The organism is Micromonospora matsumotoense (assembly GCF_900091525.1).
Taxonomy (GTDB): domain Bacteria; phylum Actinomycetota; class Actinomycetes; order Mycobacteriales; family Micromonosporaceae; genus Micromonospora; species Micromonospora matsumotoensis.
Genome location: NZ_FMCU01000001.1, coordinates 504,301 through 523,529, shown reverse-complemented (window position 1 = coordinate 523,529; position 19,229 = coordinate 504,301). Strand labels below are relative to the sequence as shown.

The 19,229-nt window shown below is 72.8% G+C and carries 21 protein-coding genes and 1 pseudogene; 10 read left to right on the top strand and 12 right to left on the bottom strand.

Annotated elements, in window-relative coordinates; translation table 11 throughout:
* Window positions 1-76: 76 nt before the first annotated feature.
* The 3 genes from GA0070216_RS02265 to GA0070216_RS02255 are packed head-to-tail and all read left to right on the top strand — an operon-like array spanning window position 77 to window position 2,746.
* Window positions 77-925, top strand: a complete 849-nt coding sequence (locus GA0070216_RS02265; protein ID WP_091237792.1) for an ABC transporter permease — start codon at window positions 77-79, stop codon at window positions 923-925.
* On the top strand, window positions 918-1,769 hold the full coding sequence (locus GA0070216_RS02260; RefSeq protein WP_245722250.1) for an ABC transporter permease: 852 nt from the start codon (window positions 918-920) through the stop codon (window positions 1,767-1,769). The genes GA0070216_RS02265 and GA0070216_RS02260 overlap by 8 nt, the downstream gene beginning before the upstream one ends.
* A complete protein-coding gene (locus tag GA0070216_RS02255; protein ID WP_091237789.1) occupies window positions 1,766-2,746 on the top strand; it encodes an ABC transporter ATP-binding protein in 981 nt (326 codons plus the stop codon). The genes GA0070216_RS02260 and GA0070216_RS02255 overlap by 4 nt, the downstream gene beginning before the upstream one ends.
* Before the next feature lie 90 nt (window positions 2,747-2,836).
* Here the strand turns inward: GA0070216_RS02255 and GA0070216_RS02250 are convergent, their stop codons facing one another.
* The 3 genes from GA0070216_RS02250 to nadA all read right to left on the bottom strand — a co-directional run bounded on the left by GA0070216_RS02250 (window position 2,837) and on the right by nadA (window position 6,410).
* The gene (locus GA0070216_RS02250) at window positions 2,837-3,481 is read right to left on the bottom strand and encodes a DUF3043 domain-containing protein (RefSeq protein ID WP_091237786.1); all 645 of its coding nucleotides are present in this window, start codon (window positions 3,479-3,481) and stop codon (window positions 2,837-2,839) included.
* A gap of 135 nt (window positions 3,482-3,616) precedes the next feature.
* Window positions 3,617-4,972, bottom strand: coding sequence for a UDP-N-acetylglucosamine 1-carboxyvinyltransferase (murA, locus tag GA0070216_RS02245; protein WP_091237782.1), 1,356 nt, complete (start codon window positions 4,970-4,972; stop codon window positions 3,617-3,619).
* A 238-nt stretch (window positions 4,973-5,210) separates the two neighbouring features.
* Entirely contained in the window at window positions 5,211-6,410 is a 1,200-nt protein-coding gene (gene nadA / locus GA0070216_RS02240) for a quinolinate synthase NadA (RefSeq protein ID WP_091237779.1), read from the bottom strand.
* Between the two features lie 94 nt (window positions 6,411-6,504).
* Between nadA and GA0070216_RS02235 the strand changes: the two genes are divergently transcribed.
* From GA0070216_RS02235 to GA0070216_RS02220, 4 genes are all read left to right on the top strand, one after another.
* Window positions 6,505-7,641 (top strand): glycerate kinase family protein, encoded by a 1,137-nt coding sequence (locus GA0070216_RS02235; RefSeq protein ID WP_091237776.1) that lies wholly within the window; start codon window positions 6,505-6,507, stop codon window positions 7,639-7,641.
* Between the two features lie 194 nt (window positions 7,642-7,835).
* Window positions 7,836-8,204, top strand: coding sequence for an iron-sulfur cluster insertion protein ErpA (gene erpA / locus GA0070216_RS02230; RefSeq protein ID WP_091237771.1), 369 nt, complete (start codon window positions 7,836-7,838; stop codon window positions 8,202-8,204).
* Between the two features lie 253 nt (window positions 8,205-8,457).
* Window positions 8,458-9,435 carry a carbohydrate kinase family protein gene (locus GA0070216_RS02225; RefSeq protein WP_091237767.1) on the top strand — a complete coding sequence of 326 codons (978 nt, stop codon included), beginning with the start codon at window positions 8,458-8,460 and terminating at the stop codon, window positions 9,433-9,435.
* Entirely contained in the window at window positions 9,432-9,953 is a 522-nt protein-coding gene (locus GA0070216_RS02220; protein WP_091237764.1) for a P-loop nucleotide/nucleoside kinase family protein, read from the top strand. Before GA0070216_RS02225 ends, GA0070216_RS02220 begins: the two co-directional genes overlap by 4 nt.
* Here the strand turns inward: GA0070216_RS02220 and GA0070216_RS02215 are convergent.
* The 4 genes from GA0070216_RS02215 to GA0070216_RS02200 form a co-directional block, all read right to left on the bottom strand.
* Window positions 9,941-10,150: a DUF397 domain-containing protein gene (locus GA0070216_RS02215; RefSeq protein WP_091237761.1), complete on the bottom strand. Its 210-nt coding sequence runs from the start codon at window positions 10,148-10,150 to the stop codon at window positions 9,941-9,943. The genes GA0070216_RS02220 and GA0070216_RS02215 overlap by 13 nt on opposite strands.
* A 17-nt stretch (window positions 10,151-10,167) precedes the next feature.
* The gene (locus GA0070216_RS02210; RefSeq protein WP_091237757.1) at window positions 10,168-11,016 is read right to left on the bottom strand and encodes a helix-turn-helix domain-containing protein; all 849 of its coding nucleotides are present in this window, start codon (window positions 11,014-11,016) and stop codon (window positions 10,168-10,170) included.
* A 60-nt stretch (window positions 11,017-11,076) separates the two neighbouring features.
* Complete coding sequence (locus GA0070216_RS02205) at window positions 11,077-11,292, bottom strand: sulfurtransferase TusA family protein (protein WP_091237753.1); 216 nt, start codon at window positions 11,290-11,292, stop codon at window positions 11,077-11,079.
* A 263-nt stretch (window positions 11,293-11,555) separates the two neighbouring features.
* A complete protein-coding gene (locus tag GA0070216_RS02200; RefSeq protein WP_091237750.1) occupies window positions 11,556-12,707 on the bottom strand; it encodes a cysteine desulfurase family protein in 1,152 nt (383 codons plus the stop codon).
* A gap of 171 nt (window positions 12,708-12,878) precedes the next feature.
* Between GA0070216_RS02200 and ctaC the strand changes: the two genes are divergently transcribed.
* Both ctaC and GA0070216_RS02190 read left to right on the top strand, forming a co-directional pair.
* Complete coding sequence (gene ctaC, locus GA0070216_RS02195; RefSeq protein WP_091237747.1) at window positions 12,879-13,850, top strand: aa3-type cytochrome oxidase subunit II; 972 nt, start codon at window positions 12,879-12,881, stop codon at window positions 13,848-13,850.
* A gap of 10 nt (window positions 13,851-13,860) precedes the next feature.
* A complete protein-coding gene (locus GA0070216_RS02190; protein WP_091237745.1) occupies window positions 13,861-14,289 on the top strand; it encodes a cytochrome c oxidase subunit 4 in 429 nt (142 codons plus the stop codon).
* 425 nt (window positions 14,290-14,714) lie between these two features.
* Here GA0070216_RS02190 and GA0070216_RS02185 read toward each other — a convergent pair.
* From GA0070216_RS02185 to GA0070216_RS02165, 5 genes and pseudogenes are all read right to left on the bottom strand, one after another.
* Window positions 14,715-15,153, bottom strand: a pseudogene (locus tag GA0070216_RS02185) (VOC family protein).
* Window positions 15,154-15,282: 129 nt separating this feature from the next.
* Window positions 15,283-15,489 carry a hypothetical protein gene (locus tag GA0070216_RS02180; RefSeq protein WP_091237743.1) on the bottom strand — a complete coding sequence of 69 codons (207 nt, stop codon included), beginning with the start codon at window positions 15,487-15,489 and terminating at the stop codon, window positions 15,283-15,285.
* A gap of 309 nt (window positions 15,490-15,798) precedes the next feature.
* Window positions 15,799-16,845 (bottom strand): anthranilate phosphoribosyltransferase, encoded by a 1,047-nt coding sequence (gene trpD, locus GA0070216_RS02175; protein WP_091237740.1) that lies wholly within the window; start codon window positions 16,843-16,845, stop codon window positions 15,799-15,801.
* A gap of 85 nt (window positions 16,846-16,930) precedes the next feature.
* Complete coding sequence (locus GA0070216_RS02170; RefSeq protein WP_091237737.1) at window positions 16,931-17,326, bottom strand: response regulator; 396 nt, start codon at window positions 17,324-17,326, stop codon at window positions 16,931-16,933.
* A gap of 174 nt (window positions 17,327-17,500) precedes the next feature.
* Window positions 17,501-18,487: a cytochrome c oxidase assembly protein gene (locus GA0070216_RS02165; protein ID WP_091237734.1), complete on the bottom strand. Its 987-nt coding sequence runs from the start codon at window positions 18,485-18,487 to the stop codon at window positions 17,501-17,503.
* A 108-nt stretch (window positions 18,488-18,595) separates the two neighbouring features.
* On the opposite strand from GA0070216_RS02165, the gene ctaE reads away from it, so the two are divergent.
* Window positions 18,596-19,195 carry an aa3-type cytochrome oxidase subunit III gene (gene ctaE, locus GA0070216_RS02160; protein WP_067314692.1) on the top strand — a complete coding sequence of 200 codons (600 nt, stop codon included), beginning with the start codon at window positions 18,596-18,598 and terminating at the stop codon, window positions 19,193-19,195.
* Window positions 19,196-19,229 lie beyond the last annotated feature (34 nt).

Here is a 19,229-nt window from a genome sequence, read left to right as displayed (position 1 = left end):
TGTCGTGCCGGGCGCTCCGGGATGCCGGTAGAGTCCCCCGTCCGGCACGGCGGGGCTGCGGAAGGAGGGTAGCGGCGTGGGCTCGGTCACCGCCACTGTGGCACCGTCCACGAGCGCAAACGTTACCCGATGGTTCCGGACATTCGGGGCTTTATCCCGGGCCGGCTTCCGCCGGTACGCCACCTATCGGCAGGCCGCCTTCGCCGGTGTCGTGACCAACACCGTCTTCGGTTTCCTGCGCTGCTCGGTGCTGCTGGCCGCCGCCGGTTCCGGGACGGTCGGCGGGTACGGCCGGGACCAGCTCGCGACCTTCGTCTGGGTGGGGCAGGGGCTGCTCGCCGTGGTGCTGCTCTGGGGCTGGAGCGACCTGGCCGACCGGATCCGCACCGGCGACGTGGCCAGCGACCTGCTCCGCCCGGTGCACCCGGTGACCAGCTACCTCGCCACCGACCTGGGTCGGGCCGGCTACGCGGCACTGTCCCGGCTGCTCCCGCCGGTCCTGGTGGGGCCGCTCTTCTTCGACGTCTACCTGCCGTCCCGGTGGCCCACCGTCGGGCTCTTCGCGGTCTCCGTGGTGACCGCCGTGGTGCTCTGCTTCGGCTGCCGGTTCCTGGTCAACGCCACCGCGTACTGGTGGCAGGACGCCCGGGGTCCGCTGCTGCTGTGGACGCTGGGCTCGGGGGTGCTGGCCGGGCTCTACTTCCCGCTGCGGTTCCTGCCGGAGTGGCTGCAACTGGCGCTGTGGTTCGGCACCCCGTTCCCGAGCCTGTTGCAGACCCCGCTCGACGTGCTGGTCGAGCGGGACCCGCCGGCCACCCAGGTCGGCCTGGTAGCGCTCCAGCTCGGCTGGGCGGTGCTGGTGCTGGGGGCCTGCCGGCTGGTGCAGCGCCGGGCCGAGCGTCGGCTGGTGGTGCAGGGTGGTTGAGCGGCCGGCGTTCGTCGACGCAGCCGACCGGCGCAGCGGACCGGGTGGGACGGTGCGGGCGTACCGGGCGCTGCTCGGGGCGCAGGCCCGGTCGCAGACGGCGTACCGGGCGTCGTTCCTGCTGGACCTGCTGGGCAACGTGGGGGCGACCGTCTTCGACGTGGTCACCGTCCTGGTGATCTACGGGGTGACCCGGGAGTTGGGCGGGTTCACGCTGCGCGAGACGCTGGTGATGGTGGGGCTGTCGTCCAGCGCCTTCGCCGTGGCGGATCTGCTGGTCGGCAACATCGAGCGGCTGCCCGGCCTGGTGCGCACCGGCCTGTTCGACGCGGTGCTGGTCCGACCACTCGGCACGCTTCCCCAGCTGCTGCTGATGAACCTGCCGCTGCGCAAGGTCTCCCGGGGGGTGTTCGGGGTGGGGGTGCTGGTGGTGGCGCTGGGCTCGGCGGGGATCGACTGGACCCCGGCCCGGGTGGCGCTGGCGGTGGTGGCCCCCCTGGCCGGGGTGGTCTTCTTCGGGTCGATCTTCGTGGCCACCGCCACCGTGTCGTTCTGGTGGGTGGACTCCGGCGAGCTGGCCAACTCGGTCACCTACGGCGGGCGGGACTTCACCTCGTACCCGGTGACCGTCTTCGAGGGGTGGTTCCGGGCCGCCTTCGCGTACGGCCTGGGATTCGCCTTCGTCAGTTACCAGCCGGCGCTGGTGCTGCTGGGCCGCGCCGACCCGCTCGGCCTGCCACCGTGGGCCGGGTGGGCCGCGCCGGCGGTGGCGCTGGTCGCTGCCGCCCTCGCGGCGGCGGCCTGGCGCACGGGTGTCCGCCACTACCGGAGTACGGGGTCATGAGCGTCATCGAGCTGGACGGGCTGCGCAAGGAGTTCACGGTACGGGTGAAGGCGGGCCGGCTGCGCCGTGAGAAGCGGACGGTCACCGCCGTGGACGGCATCGACCTGCGGGTGGAGCGGGGGGAGTTGCTCGGCTACATCGGCCCGAACGGGGCGGGGAAGTCGACCACCCTGAAGATGCTCACCGGGGTGCTGAGCCCGTCGGCGGGTCAGGCCCGGGTCTGCGGCCTGCGACCGGTCGCCGACCGGACCCGGCTGGCGCTGCGGATCGGGGTGGTCTTCGGCCAGCGGTCCCAGCTCTGGTGGGATCTGCCGCTGGCGGACTCGTTCGACCTGCTGCGCCACCTCTACCGGGTGCCCGCCGCCGACCACGCCGCCCGGCTGCGCCGCTGCCGCGACCTGCTCGACCTGGACGCCTTCCTGGACACCCCGGTACGGCAGCTGTCGCTGGGGCAGCGGATGCGCGGCGAGTTGACCGCCGCGCTGCTGCACGGCCCGCAGGTGCTCTTCCTCGACGAGCCGACCATCGGGCTGGACGTGGTGAGCAAGCAGGCGGTCCGGGGCTTCCTGGCGGAGCTGGGCCGGGCCGGCGACACCACGCTGGTGCTCACCACCCACGACCTGGCCGACATCGAGCGGCTCTGCGCCCGGCTGGTGGTGATCGACCACGGCCGGGTGGTGCACGACGGCTCGATCGCCGCCCTGCACGCCCGGTACGGCTCCCGCCGGCTGGTCGTCGCCGAGCTGGACGCCCCGCTGCCGACGCCGCCGCAGCCGGTGGGTGCGCCGCTGCACCGGGTCGAGGCGGACGGCCGCCGGTTGGTCTACACGCTGGAGTCGGCGGGGGTGGCGGAGGTGGTGTCGGCGTTGGCCGGGGTGGCCGCGCTGCGCGACGTCTCGATCGTCGAACCGGACATCGAGGACGTGGTGGCCCGGCTCTACCGGACCCCCGCCCCCGACCCGCGCCGCCCGGCCTGACCGGTTGCTCGCCCCGCCCGGCCCGGGGCCGGGATCACCGGGGTACGACGACGGCCCCGCCACCGGGCGGGGCCGTCGGGAGGACGTCGGTCAGATCGCTTCGCCGATCTTGACCCGGGGGGCCGGGGCGCGCATCCGGCGGAAGGTGATCGACCGCATGATCGCGTAGAGGTAGAGCGAGCCCATCCGCTCACCGCTGTGGGGGTGGCGCTTGCGCACCAGCTTCTTGATCCGGCGGGAGATCAGCACCGAGTCGATCACCACGCCGAGCGCGAGCGCGCCCCACACCACGTTGGAGGCGAGCCGGATCGCCGGCGGCATCGCGGCGTTCGACCCGATCAGCACGATCAACGCGCCGCCGAAGAACCAGGTGCCGATCGTCCGGCGGGAGTCGACCACGTTGCGGGCCAGCAGCCGTTCCGGCCCCCGGTCCCGGGGGCCGCCCTCGCGGCGGAACTCGGCGGCGGCCTCGGTGCGCGCCTTGCGGCGCTGCTCCCGGGCCTCCTCCTTGGTCAACGGCCGGGTCGGACCGGCCGGCCGGCGACCGGCGACCGGCCGTTTCGGGGTCTCGACGCCCAGTTCCTTCTTGCTCGGGGTGTAGCCCCGGGGGCGCGCGGCGGATGGCTCCTCGGTCACCACCGTGGCGGTGGCGGAGGAGTCGGAGTCGGCGGACTTGCGACGAAACAACGACGGCACGAGGTGAAGGGTAGCCACACGACGGCGCCCGGTGCACATCACGGGTGCACCGGGCGCTCGGTGGAGCGGGTCGAACGGGGTCACGGCCGCCCGGTGGGGCGGGGCGAGCAGGCCCCCGGCCGCCGGACGGAGCGGGCCGAGTGGGGGCCCGGCCGCCCGGCGGGGCGGGGCGGGCTACGGGCGCTCGGCGTGCGCGCCGAGGCTGGCCAGCTTGGCCTCGAAGTCCTCGTAGCCCCGGTTGATCAGGTCGACGCCGTACACCCGGGAGGTGCCCTCGGCGGCGAGCGCCGCGATCAGGTGGCTGAACCCGGCCCGCAGGTCCGGGATGACCAGGTCGGCGGCGTGCAGCTTGCTCGGGCCGGCGATCACCGCGGAGTGCTTGAAGTTGCGCCGGCCGAACCGGCACGGGGTGCCGCCGAGGCAGTCCCGGTAGACCTGGATGTTGGCGCCCATCGTGTTCAGCGCCTCGGTGTAGCCCAACCGCTGCTCGTAGACCGTCTCGTGGACGATCGACAGGCCCCGGGCCTGGGTCAGCGCCACCACCAGCGGCTGCTGCCAGTCGGTCATGAAGCCGGGGTGCACGTCGGTCTCCAGCGCCACCGCGTGCAGCTCACCGCCGGGGTGCCAGAACCGGATGCCGCCCTCCTGGCCCGGGTCGCTGAGCTTCGGCGGCCGGGCGTCGGTGACCTCGTACTCGCCGCCGACGGAGCGGAAGATGTTCAGGAAGGTCATCATGTCGGCCTGCTGCGCGCCGAGCACCTCGACGTGACCCCGGGTGGCCAGCGCCGCCGCCGCCCAGCTCGCCGCCTCGATCCGGTCCGGGATCGGGCGGTGGCTGTAGCCGTGCAGCCGCTTGACGCCCTGGATCTCGATCACCCGGTCGGTGTGCACCTTGATGATCGCGCCCATCTTCTGCAGGATGCAGATCAGGTCGATGATCTCGGGCTCGACGGCGGCGTTGCGCAGCTCGGTGACGCCCTCGGCCATCACCGCGGTCAGCAGCACCTGCTCGGTCGCGCCGACGCTCGGGTAGGGCAGGGCGAACTTCGTGCCGTGCAGCCCGTTGGGCGCGGACAGGTGCAGACCCTCGGGGGTCTTCTCCACCGTCGCGCCGAACTCGCGCAGCGCCTGCAGGTGGAAGTCGATCGGGCGGGGGCCGATGTGGCAGCCGCCCAGGTCGGGGATGAAGGCGTGGCCGAGCCGGTGCAGCAGCGGGCCGCAGAACAGGATCGGGATCCGGCTGGACCCGGCGTGCACGTTGATCTGGTCGGTGCTGGCGCTCTCGACGTTGGACGGGTCGAAGACCAGCTCGCCGTCCTCGGTGCCGTCGGTCACCTTCACCCCGTGCAGGCCGAGCAGCCCGCGGACCACCTCGACGTCACGGATCTTGGGGACGTCGAACAGCCGGCTGGGCGAGTCGCCCAGCAGTGTCGCGACCATCGCCTTGGAGACCAGGTTCTTCGCGCCGCGAACGCGGATCCGCCCTTCGAGCGGAGTACCTCCGTGTACGACCAGGACGTCGTCCGTCAACGCAACCTCCAGCGCGTGTCGGGTGGTGCCAGGTGAGTCGATGATGGGGCATGCTGTCCAGCTGTCCGGTTCGAGCTGTCCAGCTACCCGGAACGGGGCCGGCTCAAAACGGTCCCCGTGGTACGTCGCCCCGGCAGCATAGCCCTCCGTGACGAAATAGGAATCGGTCAGCGTGCGGTATCAGGGAACGAACCGGCGAATCCGGTACGTTCCCGTACTCGGCGGTGACCGTAGGTGATCAGGCGGCGGCGGGCGGCGGGGTGTCGGCAGCCGGCAGCGCGAGCATCTGGTCCAGCGCCACCCGGGCGTGGTGGGCGGTGTCCGCGTCGACGGTGATCTGGTTGACCACCCGGCCGGCGACCAGCTCCTCCAGCGCCCACACCAGGTGCGGCAGGTCGATCCGGTTCATCGTGGAGCAGTAGCAGACCGCCTTGTCCAGGAACGTGATCTGCTTGTCGGGGTGGGCCAGCGCCAGCCGACGGACCAGGTTCAGCTCGGTGCCGACCGCCCACGCCGAGCCGGCCGGTGCCGCCTCGATGGCCTTGATGATGTACTCCGTCGAGCCGACCTGGTCGGCGGCGGTGACCACCTCGTGCCGGCACTCCGGGTGCACCAGCACGTTGACCCCGGGCACCCGGGCCCGGACGTCGGTGACGCTGTCCAGGGTGAACCGGCCGTGCACCGAGCAGTGCCCGCGCCACAGGATCATCTTCGCGTCCCGCAGCTGTGCGGCGGTGAGCCCGCCGTTCGGCTTGTGCGGGTCGTAGAGCACGCAGTCGTCCAGCGAGTAGCCCATCTCCAGCACCGCCGTGTTGCGGCCCAGGTGCTGGTCGGGCAGGAACAGCACCTTCGCACCCTGCGCGTACGCCCAGTCCAGCGCCCGCTTCGCGTTCGACGAGGTGCAGACCACGCCGCCGTTGCGGCCGACGAAGCCCTTGATGTCCGCCGAGGAGTTCATATACGTCACCGGCACGGTGTCCGCCGCGACGCCCAGGTCGGTCAGCACCTCCCAGGCCCGCTCGACCTGCGACAGCACCGCCATGTCGGCCATCGAGCAGCCGGCCGCCAGGTCGGGCAGGATCACCCGCTGCGCGTCGGTGGTGAGGATGTCCGCGCTCTCGGCCATGAAGTGCACACCGCAGAAGACGATGTACTCCGCGTCGGGCCGGGCCGCCGCCTCCCGGGCCAGTTTGAACGAGTCGCCGGTGACGTCGGCGAACTGGATCACCTCGTCGCGCTGGTAGTGGTGGCCGAGAACGAACACCTTGGTGCCCAGCGCGGCCTTCGCCGCCGCCGCCCGGGCCACCAGGTCCGGGTCGCTCGGCGCCGGCAGGTCTCCCGGACACTCCACGCCACGCTCGGTGGCGGGGTCGCTGCCGCGGCCGAGGAGCAGCAGCGCGGTCGCCGTGTTGGAGGGTTCCACCCAGGTCGAAGTCACGTCCTCATGGTCCCACAACGGGGCGTTCGCACGACCGCTGCCGGTGTGGGCTGCCACACTGCCCCGCGCCGATGTGGCCTGCCACACTCTGGGCATGCGCGTGCTGCTCTGCCCGGACAAGTTCGCCGGCACCCTGGAGGCCCCGGAGGTGGCGGCCGCCGTCGCCGCCGGCTGGCGCGAGGTGGACGACGCGGACGAGCTGCTCATCCGTCCCCTCGCCGACGGCGGGCCGGGCTTCGTCACGGTGCTCGCCGGGGCGCTCGACGGCCGCCGGGTGCCGGTGCCGACGGTCGACCCGCGGGGCCGGCCCGTCACCGGTGAGATCCTGCTCACCGCCGACGGCGTCGGCTACCTGGAGAGCGCCCAGGCGTGCGGGCTGCATCTGCTGGCCGCCGCCGAGCGGGACCCGAAGGCCACCACCTCGTACGGTCTCGGCGCGCTGGTCGCCGCCGCCGTGGAGCACGGGGCCCGGACGGTGGTGATCGGGCTGGGCGGCTCCGGGACCAACGACGGTGGGGCCGGCCTGTTCGCCGCGCTCGGCGCGACCCCGCTCGACGACGCCGGCCGGGCCCTGCCGTACGGGGGCGCGGCGCTGACCGCCGTCGCCGCCCTCGACGGCGTCCCCCGACTGCGCGGGGCGACCCTGGTCGCCGCCACCGACGTGGACAACCCGCTGCTCGGCCTGCACGGCGCGAGCAACGTCTACGGGCCGCAGAAGGGCGCCGACCGGGCCGACGTGCTGTTGCTCGACGCCGCGCTGGAGCGCTGGGCGGCGGTGCTGGAGCAGGACCTGCCCGGCTGCCCGCCCGGCCTGGGCGCGCTGCCCGGCGGCGGCGCGGCCGGCGGCCTCGGCGCGGCGATCCTGGCTCTCGGCGGGCGCTGCGAATCGGGCATCGACCTCGTCGGCCGGGCGATCGGGCTGGACGCCGCGCTGGACGACTGCGATCTGGTGATCACCGGGGAGGGGTCGTTCGACCACCAGTCGCTGCGCGGCAAGGTGGTCGCCGGGGTGGCCGGGGCGGCCCGCGACCGGGGGGTGCCCTGCGTGGTGCTGGCGGGGCGGGTGAGCACCGGCCGGCGGGAGGCCGCCTCGGCGGGGGTGACCGAGGCGTACAGCCTGGTGGAGCACTTCGGCGGCGAGGAACGCGGCGGGGTGGCGGCGGCGATGGGCCGGCCCGCCGAGGGGCTGCGGGCGCTCGGGGCCCGGCTGGCCCGCCAGTGGAGCCGCTGACCGGGCAGCCGGGCCGGGTCGGCGGGGCGGGGGCGGCCGGGCGTGGTGCAGGTGGCCCGGGGCGGCGATCACGCCGGCCGGGTGGGGTCGGCCGGAGCGGCGTACCATCGGAGCTGGACCACACCGGGAATCACTGGGCGACGCGCACTGTTGGCCAGGGTGTCCGGACCCATACCGCGCAGGGAGATTTCCACGTGACCACGCCAGCGCAGACCGACTCGACCGAGGCTCAGGCCCCTACTTCCGTCGTCCTCACCGACGTCGCGGCGCAGAAGGTCAAGGCCCTGATCGAGCAGGAGGGCCGCGACGACCTGCGGCTCCGGGTCGCGGTGCAGCCGGGTGGCTGCTCCGGCCTGCGGTACCAGCTCTTCTTCGACGAGCGTTCGCTCGACGGTGACGTCGTCACCGACTTCGACGGGGTCGGCGTCGTCGTCGACCGGATGAGCGCCCCCTACCTGTCCGGGGCGACCATCGACTTCGCCGACCGGATCGACGCCCAGGGCTTCACCATCGACAACCCCAACGCGGGCAGCTCCTGCGCCTGCGGCGACTCGTTCAGCTGAGTCGCGACTCGTCGCGCCCGACGGGGCCGTCCCACTACGGGGCGGCCCCGTCGTCGCGTCCGGCCCGCCGGACCGGCGGCCCTGTTGCTCCGGCCCGCGTGTCCGGCGGCCCTGTTGTGGGCGCAGGCGGAGGCTGTCCGGCCCGTGTCCGGCGGATGAGCAGGTGGTAGCCGGTGCTCGTCCGACCCTCGACCGTCGTTCGCGCGGGACCGGTAGGCTGACCCGCGCCGTGCTCCCGACCCCGAGGGTTGACATGAAGATCGCCGTAACCGGCTCGATCGCGACCGACCACCTGATGAGCTTCCCGGGTCGCTTCGCCGACCAGCTCATCGCCGACCAACTGCACAAGGTGTCGCTCTCCTTCCTGGTGGACGACCTGGTGCTGCGCCGGGGCGGGGTGGCCGCCAACATCGCCTTCGGCATGGGGCAGCTCGGGCTGAGCCCGGTCCTGCTCGGCGCGGTGGGCGCCGACTTCGCCGACTACCGCTCGTGGCTGGAGCGGCACGGGGTGGACTGTGACTCGGTGCACGTCAGCGAGGTGGCGCACACCGCCCGTTTCGTCTGCACCACCGACACCGACATGTGCCAGATCGCCTCGTTCTATGCCGGCGCGATGAGTGAGGCCCGCAACATCGAGCTGGGTCCCGTCGCCGACCGGCTGGGCGGCCTGGACCTGGTCCTGGTCAGCGCGAACGACCCGGCGGCGATGATCCGGCACTCGGCCGAGTGCCGGGACCGGGGATACGCCTTCGTCGCCGACCCGTCCCAGCAGCTCGCCCGGATGGACGGCGCGGACGTGGTCTCGCTGATCGACGGCGCCGAGTACCTGATGACCAACGACTACGAGAAGTCGCTGCTCCAGAGCAAGGCCGGCCTCACCGACGCCCAGCTCCTGGAGCGGGTGAAGGTCCGGGTCACCACCCTCGGCAAGGACGGCGTCGAGATCGCCACCCGGGACGCGGAGCCGTTCCGGGTGCCGATCGCCCGGGAGATCCGGGCCATCGACCCGACCGGGGTCGGCGACGGCTTCCGGGCCGGTTTCTTCGCCGCCCTGTCCTGGGGGCTCGGCCTGGAACGCGCCGCCCAGGTCGGCTCGCTGCTGGCCACCCTGGTGCTGGAGACCGTCGGCACCCAGGAGTACGACGTGCGCCGCGACCTGTTCGTCAAGCGGCTGGCCGAGTCGTACGGGGACGCCGCCGCCGAGGACGTTCGGCCGCACCTGGCGCCATGATGCAGCTCCTGGTCGTCTTCGCCGGCCTGCCGGGGGTGGGCAAGAGCACCCTCGCCGGGCAGGTCGGCGTGGCGCTGGGTGCCCCGGTGCTGCCGGTCGACCCGATCGAGCGGGCGCTGGCCCGGCACGGGCTGACCGGCCCCGGGGCGGGGCTGGCCGGCCACGGTTCGGGCCTGGTCGGCTATGACGCGTTGGCCGGGCTGGCCGAGGTGCAGCTCGGGCTGGGGACCAGCGTGGTGGTCGACGCGGTGAACCCGGTGGCCGCCGCGCGGGGGCTCTGGCTCGACCTGGCCGCGCGGGCCGGGGTGCCGCTGCGGCTGATCGAGGTCTACTGCGGTGACGAGGCGGAGCTGCGCCGCCGGGTCGAGGCCCGGCACGCCGCCGACCCGCTCGCCCCGACCTGGGAGCAGGTCCGACGGCGCGGCGCGGAGTACGAGCCGCTGATCGGCCCCCGGCTGGTGGTCGACACCACCATCGCGATCGACCCGCTCCCGGCGATCCTGCGTTATCTGGCCTGACCGGGGGAGCGGGCCGGGAGCGCGGCGACGAACGCCGACCACTGGTGCCCGGGGAAGATCAGCGCCGGGCCGGACCGGTCCTTGCTGTCGCGCACCGCCACCAGGCCGGGCAGCACGGCGCACTCGACGCAGTCGCCGTTGTCGGTGCTGCGGCTGCTGGTGAACCAGCGGACGGTGGTGAGGTCGGGGGTGCGCACGGTGGCCTCCGGGGGCGCTAGGCCGCGCCGGCCAGCTCCCTGATCAACGCCCGCGACTCGGCAGGCGAGAGGGCGACCTGGCGCAGGTTGTCCGCCACGAAGCTGTAGGTCCGGACACTGTCCGGGTCCTGCACGTACGTCGCCCCGTCCAGCACCTCGGTGTAGGCGATCGGCCGGACCTGGGCGAAGTCCAGCAGGACGAACTTGCCCAGCGGCGTCGCGGCGTGCGGGCCGTCCTCGGGGCGGAGCACCTGCACGGTGACGTTCGGCAGCTCCGACATGGTGGCCAGGTGCCGGAGCTGCGCCCGCCGGGTCTCGTCGCCGTTGACCCGCAGCCGTAGCGCCGCCTCACCGATCACCGCGTGCAGGGTGAGCGGGTCGTCGTCGGTGAGCCGGCGGGCGCGGGTCTGCCGGAAGGACACGAAACGCTCGGCGTGGTCGGGGCGGACGAACCCGGTGCCCAGGGTCAGTGCCTGGGCGTACTCCTCGGTCTGGAGCAGGCCGGGGATGACCATCGACTCGAACACGAACGCGCCGTCGGCCAGCCCTTCCAGGCCGACGTACGTCTTGAACCAGTCCGGCAGCACCGCAGCCCAGGGCGCCCACCAGGTCTTGGCGTCGGAGCGGCCGGCCAGGGCGGTCAGCCGGTCGATCGCCGGCTGGTCGGCCCCGCAGGCGCGGAGCACGGTCGCGATGTCCTCGGGAAACTGCTGGTAGCGACCGGTCTCCATGTGGCCGAGCTTCGGCTTGCCGATCCCGGTCCTGGTGGACAGCTCGGTCAGCGTCAGCAGCGCCTCCCGGCGGTACCGGCCCAACTCGGCACCGACCAGCCAGCGCAGCGCGGACGGATCGGTTCGCGGCCCCACTACGCACCTCTACCCCAGCTCCGTTCCTGACGACCCGCGCATCCTGCGGCGGGAAGGGGCTCAGCGGGCGCGGCGTACCTCGTAGCCCGGTCCGTCCGGGACGGCGGTGACGAACTCCTGGCCGCGCATCCGGCACCAGGCGGGGATGTCCACGGCGGCGGCCGGGTCGTCGGCGAGCACCCGCAGCACCGCGCCGATGGGCAGTTCGGGCAGCCGACGGGCCAGCGCGATCACCGGCAGCGGGCACCGCTGCCCCCGACAGTCCAGCACCTCCACCGCCCCGGCCCCGCCGCCGCCCGCGCCGGCCGGGCGGTCATCCGCCCCGGCCCTGTCGCCGCCCGCCCCGGCCCTGTCGCCGCCCGCCCCGGCCCTGTCGCCGCCCGCCCCGGCCGGGGAGTCGTCCGGCCTGGTGGGGGCGGGCGGCCTGGCCGGGGAGTCGTCCGGCCTGGTGGGGGCGGGCGGCCTGGCCGGGGAGTCGTCCGGCCTGGCCGGGGAGTCGTCCGGCCTGGCCGGGGAGTCGTCCGGCCCGGTCGGGGTGGTCACAGGCCCACCACGCCGGCGTCGGCGCGCAGCTCGGCGACGATCCCGGGCAGCTCGGCGAGGAACCGCTCCACGTCCGCCCCGGTGGTGTCCCGGTGCAGCGAGACCCGGACGTTGCCGTGCGAGAGCACCCCCATCGCCTCCAGCACGTGCGACGGGCGCAGCGTCGAGGAGGTGCAGGAGGAGCCGGAGGAGACGGCGAAGCCGCGCCGGTCCAACGCGTGCAGCAGCACCTCGCCGTCGACGTACAGGCACGAGAACGTCACCAGGTGGGGGAGCCGGTCGACCGGGTCGCCGACGACCTCCACGTCCGGCACCTCGGCGGCGACCCGGGCCCGGATCAGGTCCACCAGCGGGGTCAACCGGGCTGCCTCGGCCGCCGCGTCGGCCGCCGCCGCGCGCAGGCTCGCCGCCGCCGCCACCACCGCCGGCAGGTTCACCACCCCGGGGGTACGCCCGAACTCCCGCTCGTCGGCCGGCCACGGCGACTCCCAGCGGGTGCCCTTGCGGACCACCAGCAACCCGACGCCGGGCGGACCGCCCCACTTGTGCGCGCTGGCGGTCAGCACCGACCACCCGTCCGGCACCGGCACCCGGCCGACCAACTGGGCCGCGTCCACGTGGAGCGGCACCCCGGCGGCGGCGCAGGCGGCGGCGGCCCCGGCGACCGGCTGGACGGTGCCCACCTCGTGGCTGGCCCCGATCAACGCCGCCAGCGCCACCCCGGGGGAGTGCACCGCCGCCGACCAGGCGGCCAGGTCGAGCCGGCCGAGCCGGTCCACCGGTACGGAGGTCGCGGTGCCACCGGTCGCCACGTGCCGTTCGGCGGCGTGCAGCACCGCCGAGTGTTCGATCGCCGAGTGCACCAGCGTGTCGCCGCTGCGCTGCCGCCCGGCCAGGCCGCCGAGCACGGCGGAGTGCGCGGCGTGCGTACCGCTGGGGGTGAAGGAGACCTCGTCCGGGCGGACGTCGAGGGTGGCGGCGGTGGCCTCGCGGGCGGCGTCGAGGAGTTGGGCGGCCCGGCGGGCCCGGCTGTAGAGGCGGGCGGGGTCGGCCCAGCCGTCGTCGAGGGCCGCCAGCAACGCCTGCCGGGCGACCGGGTGCAGCGGCGCGGCGGTGGCCGCGTCCAGGTAGACCGGGTGGGCACTCACGACTGGTCACGCTATCGCGTCGGTATCCGCACGATCCCCCCGATGGGGTCGGACAGCGACCCCAAGACGGTCGAGCCCGCCATGGTCGAGTAATCTGCGACCGTCGGTGACGCCTTTGCCGTCGGTGCTGATGGAAAGCCCCACCGCGGCGCGCTAGGGAGGCAGGACCAGGTGGTCGCAAGGAGTTCGGAGGTACGGCCGTCGGCCGTACGGCACAGCGCTTCCCCCGGAGCCGGTGAGCGTCGGCGGCGTGGTGCTGGCCGGCTCGCCGGGCTCGGTCTCGGCGGAGCTGCGCTGCTGGTTCTGCTCACCGGGTGTGACGTCGGCCGCTCGGTCGGCGGCTTCGGCTGGCCGCAGGGCGGCATCACCCCCGAAGCGCACCGGATGTACGACCTGTGGATCGCCTCCTGCATCGCCGCCCTGGCGGTCGGGGTCTTCGTCTGGGGCCTGATCTTCTGGTGCGTGGTGCGGTACCGCAAGCGCGGCAACGAGCTGCCGGTGCAGACCCGTTACAACCTGCCGATGGAGTTCCTCTACACCATCGCGCCGATCCTGATCGTCTCGGTGCTCTTCTACTACACGGCCGTGGTCCAGACCGACGTGGTGCGGACGACCAAGAACCCCGACGTCACCGTCGAGGTCGTCGCCTTCAAGTGGAACTGGCAGTTCAACTACCGCGACGGCCAGGGCACCGAGGCCAACACCGTGGCGTCGGTGCTGGGCACCAGCGAGGTCATCCCGGTGCTGGTGCTGCCGACCAACCGGTCCATCCGGTTCGAGGAGACCAGCCGCGACGTCATCCACTCCTTCTGGGTGCCGGAGCTGCTGTTCAAGCGCGACGTGATGCCTGGCAAGATCCGTAACGTGTTCGAGGTCTCCAAGCTGGAGTCCGAGGGCGCGTACGTGGGCCGCTGCGCCGAGCTGTGCGGCAGCTACCACGCCTTCATGAACTTCGAGCTGCGGGTGGTCTCCCCGGAGCAGTACGACCAGTTCCTGACGGCCAAGCGGGACGGCAAGTCGACGCAGGAGGCCCTCACCGCCATCGGCGAGGACCCCTACGCGAAGACCACCCAACCGTTCGACACCCGGCGGACCAAGGACAACTTCAACCCGGACGATGCGTCCGCGGGCGCGGGAAACTGAGGTATCCGGCATGAAGACCGAGTGGCGTATCTTCCTCATCATCGCCGGGTTCCTCCTCGGCACGACGGTCCTCTACGGCGCCTGGACGTACGGCGACTCCGGCGGCCAGGTCGAGTGGGTCGGCACGGTGGCCCTGCTGCTGTCCTTCCTGCTCTGCGCGATGTGTGGCGGCTTCTTCTGGTTCGTCTCCCGCCGCATCGACCTGCGCCCCGAAGACCGGCCGGACGGCGAGATGGCTGACGGCGCGGGCGAGATCGGCTTCTTCAGCCCCGGCAGCTACTGGCCGGTCGGCATCGCGCTGGCCGCCGCGATCGCCGGCCTGGGCCTGGTGTTCTGGCAGTTCTGGCTGCTCGGCCTCGGTCTGGTGCTGGTCATCGTCACCGCCTGCGGCCTGCTCTTCGAGTACTACTCCGGCACCCGCCGCACCGCCGAGCACTGATCCCGCTCGCCTCGTCGAGGGTTGGTCCGGCTCGCTTGGTCGACCCCTGGTCCGAACCGCGGACAGGTCCGCCTCCCACCCGGGAAGCGGGCCTGTCCGCTTTCCTGCCGCCGACCACCGCATCGCCGATCAGGCTTCCGCGTCTCGCGCCGCCCCGCAAGGGCGTTCCGGCCACCCCCGCCCCGCCGACCGAGCCTCTGCCGACGCAACCCTGGCTTCCGGCGCGGGGTCGGGACATCGAGATGATCGACTCCAGTGGGCCGAAGTAGCGGTATCCCCTCGACTTGATACCGCTATATCGGCTCACCTGAGTGGATCTACCACGCAGGGCGGGCCGGTGGTGGTCGGGGTAGGCGGAGCCGAGCGAGACCGGGCAGTCGATGCGCACTTCGGAGCCAGCGGCCAACTGCCCGGCCTGAACGGGCCTAAAGGACGTCGAACTCGTTGCCCTCTGGGTCGGCCATCGTCACGTGGTCAGGCGTACCGTCCGCTTCGTCCACCCGGAGCACTGTCCCACCTGCCGCCACCAGTTTGTCGACGACCGCCTGGACCTGCGGCCAGCACACCTCGAACGGCTCCTGCCGGCCGCCGCCGACATGGATGTCGAAGTGCATGCGGGTTCTTGACCACCTTGGGCTCTGGCACCTTCAGGAAGGAAACACCGGGCCGGACGCCCTCAGGGTCCTCGATGAAGGCGCCGTCGTCCCACTCGTCCTCGGAGACATTGAAATGGATCAGCCAGGCGTTCCAGCTGGCGAACCCTTCCGGTGGTGCGGCCAGGACGTACCCCAGCGCGAGGCACCAGAACGCAGCCAGTTCGCGCGGGCGTGCGCAGTCGACGGTCAACGACCACTGCTCGGGCATCGCCCCACCATAGATCGCCACCTGTCACACCGGGGGCCGGGGGAGCAGGGCCCGGCTACGCACACTTCCCGTCAGCTCAGCAGAGAGCCGGGACAGGGTGCGCCGGTCGCGGCCGACATCAGAGAAGAGTCAGGCCGCGTGGCGGCCGGGTGACGGCCGGCGGCGGCGGTCGGCCAGCCGGGTGGGCTGGAAGGCGAAGGTCGCGATCAGCACCGCCGTGCCGCAGCCGGTGCAGAGCAGTTCGGGGCAGTCGACGCCGTGACCGTCGGGGCACGGCGGCACCTCGAACGGCTGGACGCCCTCGCAGGTGTCGCAGTAGAGCTCGCGGTCCGACACGGGCGTCTCCTCTCGCTCCGGAACCCGCCGATGGACATCGCCGCCATCACCTGGAAACGGAAAATTACTCCCGTGTAGTTTCCCACGCCCCTACGACACTTCCCCGCCGCCCCGCCGCCCCGCCGCCCCGCCGCCCCGCCGCCCCGCCGCCCCGCCGCCCCGCCACCGTGGCACCCCGCCACCCCGCCACCCCGCCACCGTGGCACCGGGCCACCGGGCTTGTGCGCCACTGGTCATTCCGCCACGCCGCACCCCCGGCGCTGGGCGCGCGGGGTGGGCCGGGGGAGGTGGGTGGGCGGAGGAAGTGGGTCAGAGGGAGCGGGCGACGTCGACCCAGCGGTCCAGGACCGCCGCTGCCGCCCCCGAGTCGACGGACTCCGCCGCCCGGGCCATGCCGGCACGTACCGCCTCGGTGAGGTCCCCGTCCAGCGAGGTCTGGGTGGCCAGCGCGACGGCCGCGTTGACCAGGACGGCGTCGCGTACCGGACCGGTCTCACCGGCCAGCAGCCGGCGGGCCACGGCGGCGTTGTGCGCGGCGTCACCGCCCCGCAGGTCGGCCAGGGTGGCCCGGGGCACCCCGAGGTCGGCAGCGTCCAGCACGGCCTCCCGGACGGTGCCCTGCTGGGCCACCCAGACCCGGGTGGGCGCGGCGGTGGTGAACTCGTCCAGGCCGTCCTCGCCGCGCATCACGATCACCGAGTCGCCCCGGCCGGCGAAGACCTCGGCCATCACCGGGGCCATCCGGGCGTCGAAGCAGCCGACCGCCCCGGCGTGCGGCCGGGCCGGGTTGGTCAGCGGGCCGAGGAAGTTGAACGCGGTCGGCACGCCGATCTCCCGCCGGACCGGGCCGGTGTGCCGCATGCTGGGGTGGAACCGGGCCGCGAAGCAGAAGCCGATCCCGACCTCGGCCACACACCGGGCCACCTGCTCAGGGCCCAGATCCAGCGGTACGCCGAAGAACTCCAGCAGGTCGGCGGTGCCGCACAGCGACGAGGCGGCGCGGTTGCCGTGCTTCACCACCCGGACCCCGGCGCCGGCCACCACCAGCGCCGTCATCGTCGAGATGTTGACCGTGTGGGCGAGGTCACCACCGGTGCCCACCACGTCGACCGCCGTCCGGCGCAGCTCCTCCGGCAGGGTCACCCGGACCGAGTTGTCGAACATCGCCTCGACCAGACCGGCCAGCTCGGCGGGGGTCTCCCCCTTGGCGCGCAGCGCGACCGCGAAACCGGCGATCTGCGCCGGGCTGGCGGCACCGGCCATGATCTCGTTCATCGCCCAGGCGGTGTCGGCGGTGGACAGCTCGTCGCCGCGCAGCAGCGCGTTGAGCAGGTGCGGCCAGGTCCGTTCGCCCATGATGGGCCTCCCGAGCGGGCGTGGGGTGTGGTGGACGGATGCGCCCGTCACCCCGGGCGCCTGGGCGCCGCCGTGTACTTCTGACTCAGGCGGCGGCGTGCGTACGCAGCAGCTCGGCGACCGTGGTGCCGGTGGCCACCGGATCGAGCGGGTACATCAGTACGCCGTCGACCTGTGCGTACGAGGCGAGCCATCGGTCGGCGGCACGGGCGATGACCACGCAGGTGGGCGGGGCGTCGTCCCGGTCGTCCTTGATCTGGCGGGCGATGCCGAGGCCGCCGCCGGGGCTGGCCTCGCCGTCGAGCAGCATCAGGTCGATCTCGTAGTCGTCGACCAGCCGGATGCAGCCGAAGTAGTCGGACGCCTCGACGAACTCGATCTTGAGCCCGGGGGCGGGACGGGTGCCGATGGCCAGCCGCATCCGGTCCCGGACCTGCGCGTCGTCGCTGTAGAGCAGGACGGTGCAGAGACGCTCGCTCATGCCGACACTCCGCTTCGCTCCGTGCCGTGATGAGGCACCGTCGCACTGAGCCTGACTCGCTCGCTGCGCTCACTCATGGGCTGTACTCCTCGTTGCTGCCGTTGATCGTACCGGGCGGTGTGGCGTACCCGACATCCGCCTGCCGACCCCGGGTGGACCGGGTGTCGCGGCAGCTCAGGTCGGGGTGCCGGGGGCCGCGGCCGGGGTGGCGGCGGCCTCGGCGGCGCGGTCGCGGGCCTCCTGGCGGTCCAGCTCGCGGTCCACCCGGCGGGCCTCCCGCTCGGACTGCTTGACCCACTGCACCACCAGCACCGCGAGCATCGTCACGCTGACGAACTCGCCACCCGCCCAGAGGATGCCGCCGGCGACCACCTGGTCGTTCCACGGGTCCGACCAGGCCAGGCCCAGCGACGGGTACCAGTCGCCGCCGAACAGCGTGGTGCTCTGCATGATGGTGAGCCCGAGCACGGTGTGGAACGGCACCGACAGCAGCATCAGCAGCGCCCGCGCCGGGTACGGCCAGCGGCCCGGCAGCGGGTCCAGCCCGAGCAGCGGCCAGAAGAACACGCAGCCGGTCATGATGAAGTGCGCGTGCACCAGCTCGTGCGCCCAGGCGTGTTCGAGGGTGTAGCGGTAGAGGTCGGTGAAGTAGAGCGCGAACGGGTTGACCACGAAGATGGTGAACGCCACCAGCGGGAAGCTGTAGATCCGGGCGATCCGGCTGTGCACCACCGCCAGCAGCCGGCGGCGCGGGCCGACCGGCAGGGTGCGCAGCGCCAGGGTGATCGGCGCACCCAGGGCGAGGAAGATCGGGGAGATCATCGACAGCACCATGTGCTGCACCATGTGCACCGAGAGCAGGGCGGTGTCGTAGGCGTGCAGTCCGCTGACCGTGACCGCGGCGATGCCGCCCAGGCCCGGTCCGAGGAAGCAGACGGTACGGACCACCGGCCAGCGGTCGCCGCGCAGCCGGAGCCGGTAGACCCCGTAGAGGTAGAGGCCGGCGGCGAGCACCAGGCCCAGGGCCAGCCAGCTGTCCAGCCGGGTCTCGGTGAAGACCCGGGTGATGTCGAACGGCGGCGGTACCTCGACGCCGCCCGCCGCGAGGCTGGTGGGCGGGGTCGTCGAGGTGGCGGCGAAGATCGAATCGACGTGCAGCACGCTTTTCAGGCTAGGCCAGGCGAACCGGACCACCACGATCGGGCCATCCCTCACCCGGGTTTGGCCCCCCGCTGATCGCCCGCCCCGGTCAAGGGCAATAATGACCGCGTGACTGCGGCCCCAGCCATTGACAAGAGCCGGATCCACTCTCTGACGCGGCCCAACATGGTCAGCGTCGGGACGATCGTGTGGCTCTCCAGCGAACTCATGTTCTTCGCGGCGCTGTTCGCGATGTACTTCTCGATCCGTGCGGCGGCGCCGGAGCAGTGGGAGAAGCACACCGAGGTACTCAACATCCCCTATGCGACCACCTTCACGGTGATCCTGGTGCTGTCCTCGGTGACCTGCCAGCTCGGTGTCTTCGCGGCCGAGAAGGGTGACGTCCACGCCCTGCGGCGCTGGTTCACGCTCACCTTCGTGATGGGCCTGATCTTCGTGCTCGGCCAGGCGAACGAGTACCTGACCCTGGTGCACGAGGGCGTGAAGATCAACGAAGACGGTTACGGGTCGATGTTCTACCTCACCACCGGCTTCCACGGCCTGCACGTGACCGGCGGTCTCATCGCCTTCATCATCTTCATGATCCGCACGACCATGGGCCGGTTCACCCCGGCCCAGGCCACGTCGGCGATCGTCGTGTCGTACTACTGGCACTTCGTCGACGTCGTGTGGATCGGGCTCTACGCCATGATCTACTGGCTTCAGTGATCTTGGCGTGTCACGTTCCGCGCCGCTGCTCCGT

Coding starts and splice junctions, on each gene's coding strand:
- GA0070216_RS02225 (WP_091237767.1), top strand. CDS start 8,458: ATGAAGATCGCCGTAACCGGCTCGATCGCGACCGACCACCTGATGAGC.
- GA0070216_RS02190 (WP_091237745.1), top strand. CDS start 13,861: ATGAAGACCGAGTGGCGTATCTTCCTCATCATCGCCGGGTTCCTCCTC.
- trpD (WP_091237740.1), bottom strand. CDS start 16,845: ATGGGCGAACGGACCTGGCCGCACCTGCTCAACGCGCTGCTGCGCGGC.
- GA0070216_RS02220 (WP_091237764.1), top strand. CDS start 9,432: ATGATGCAGCTCCTGGTCGTCTTCGCCGGCCTGCCGGGGGTGGGCAAG.
- GA0070216_RS02255 (WP_091237789.1), top strand. CDS start 1,766: ATGAGCGTCATCGAGCTGGACGGGCTGCGCAAGGAGTTCACGGTACGG.
- GA0070216_RS02250 (WP_091237786.1), bottom strand. CDS start 3,481: ATGTGCACCGGGCGCCGTCGTGTGGCTACCCTTCACCTCGTGCCGTCG.
- GA0070216_RS02170 (WP_091237737.1), bottom strand. CDS start 17,326: ATGAGCGAGCGTCTCTGCACCGTCCTGCTCTACAGCGACGACGCGCAG.
- GA0070216_RS02235 (WP_091237776.1), top strand. CDS start 6,505: ATGCGCGTGCTGCTCTGCCCGGACAAGTTCGCCGGCACCCTGGAGGCC.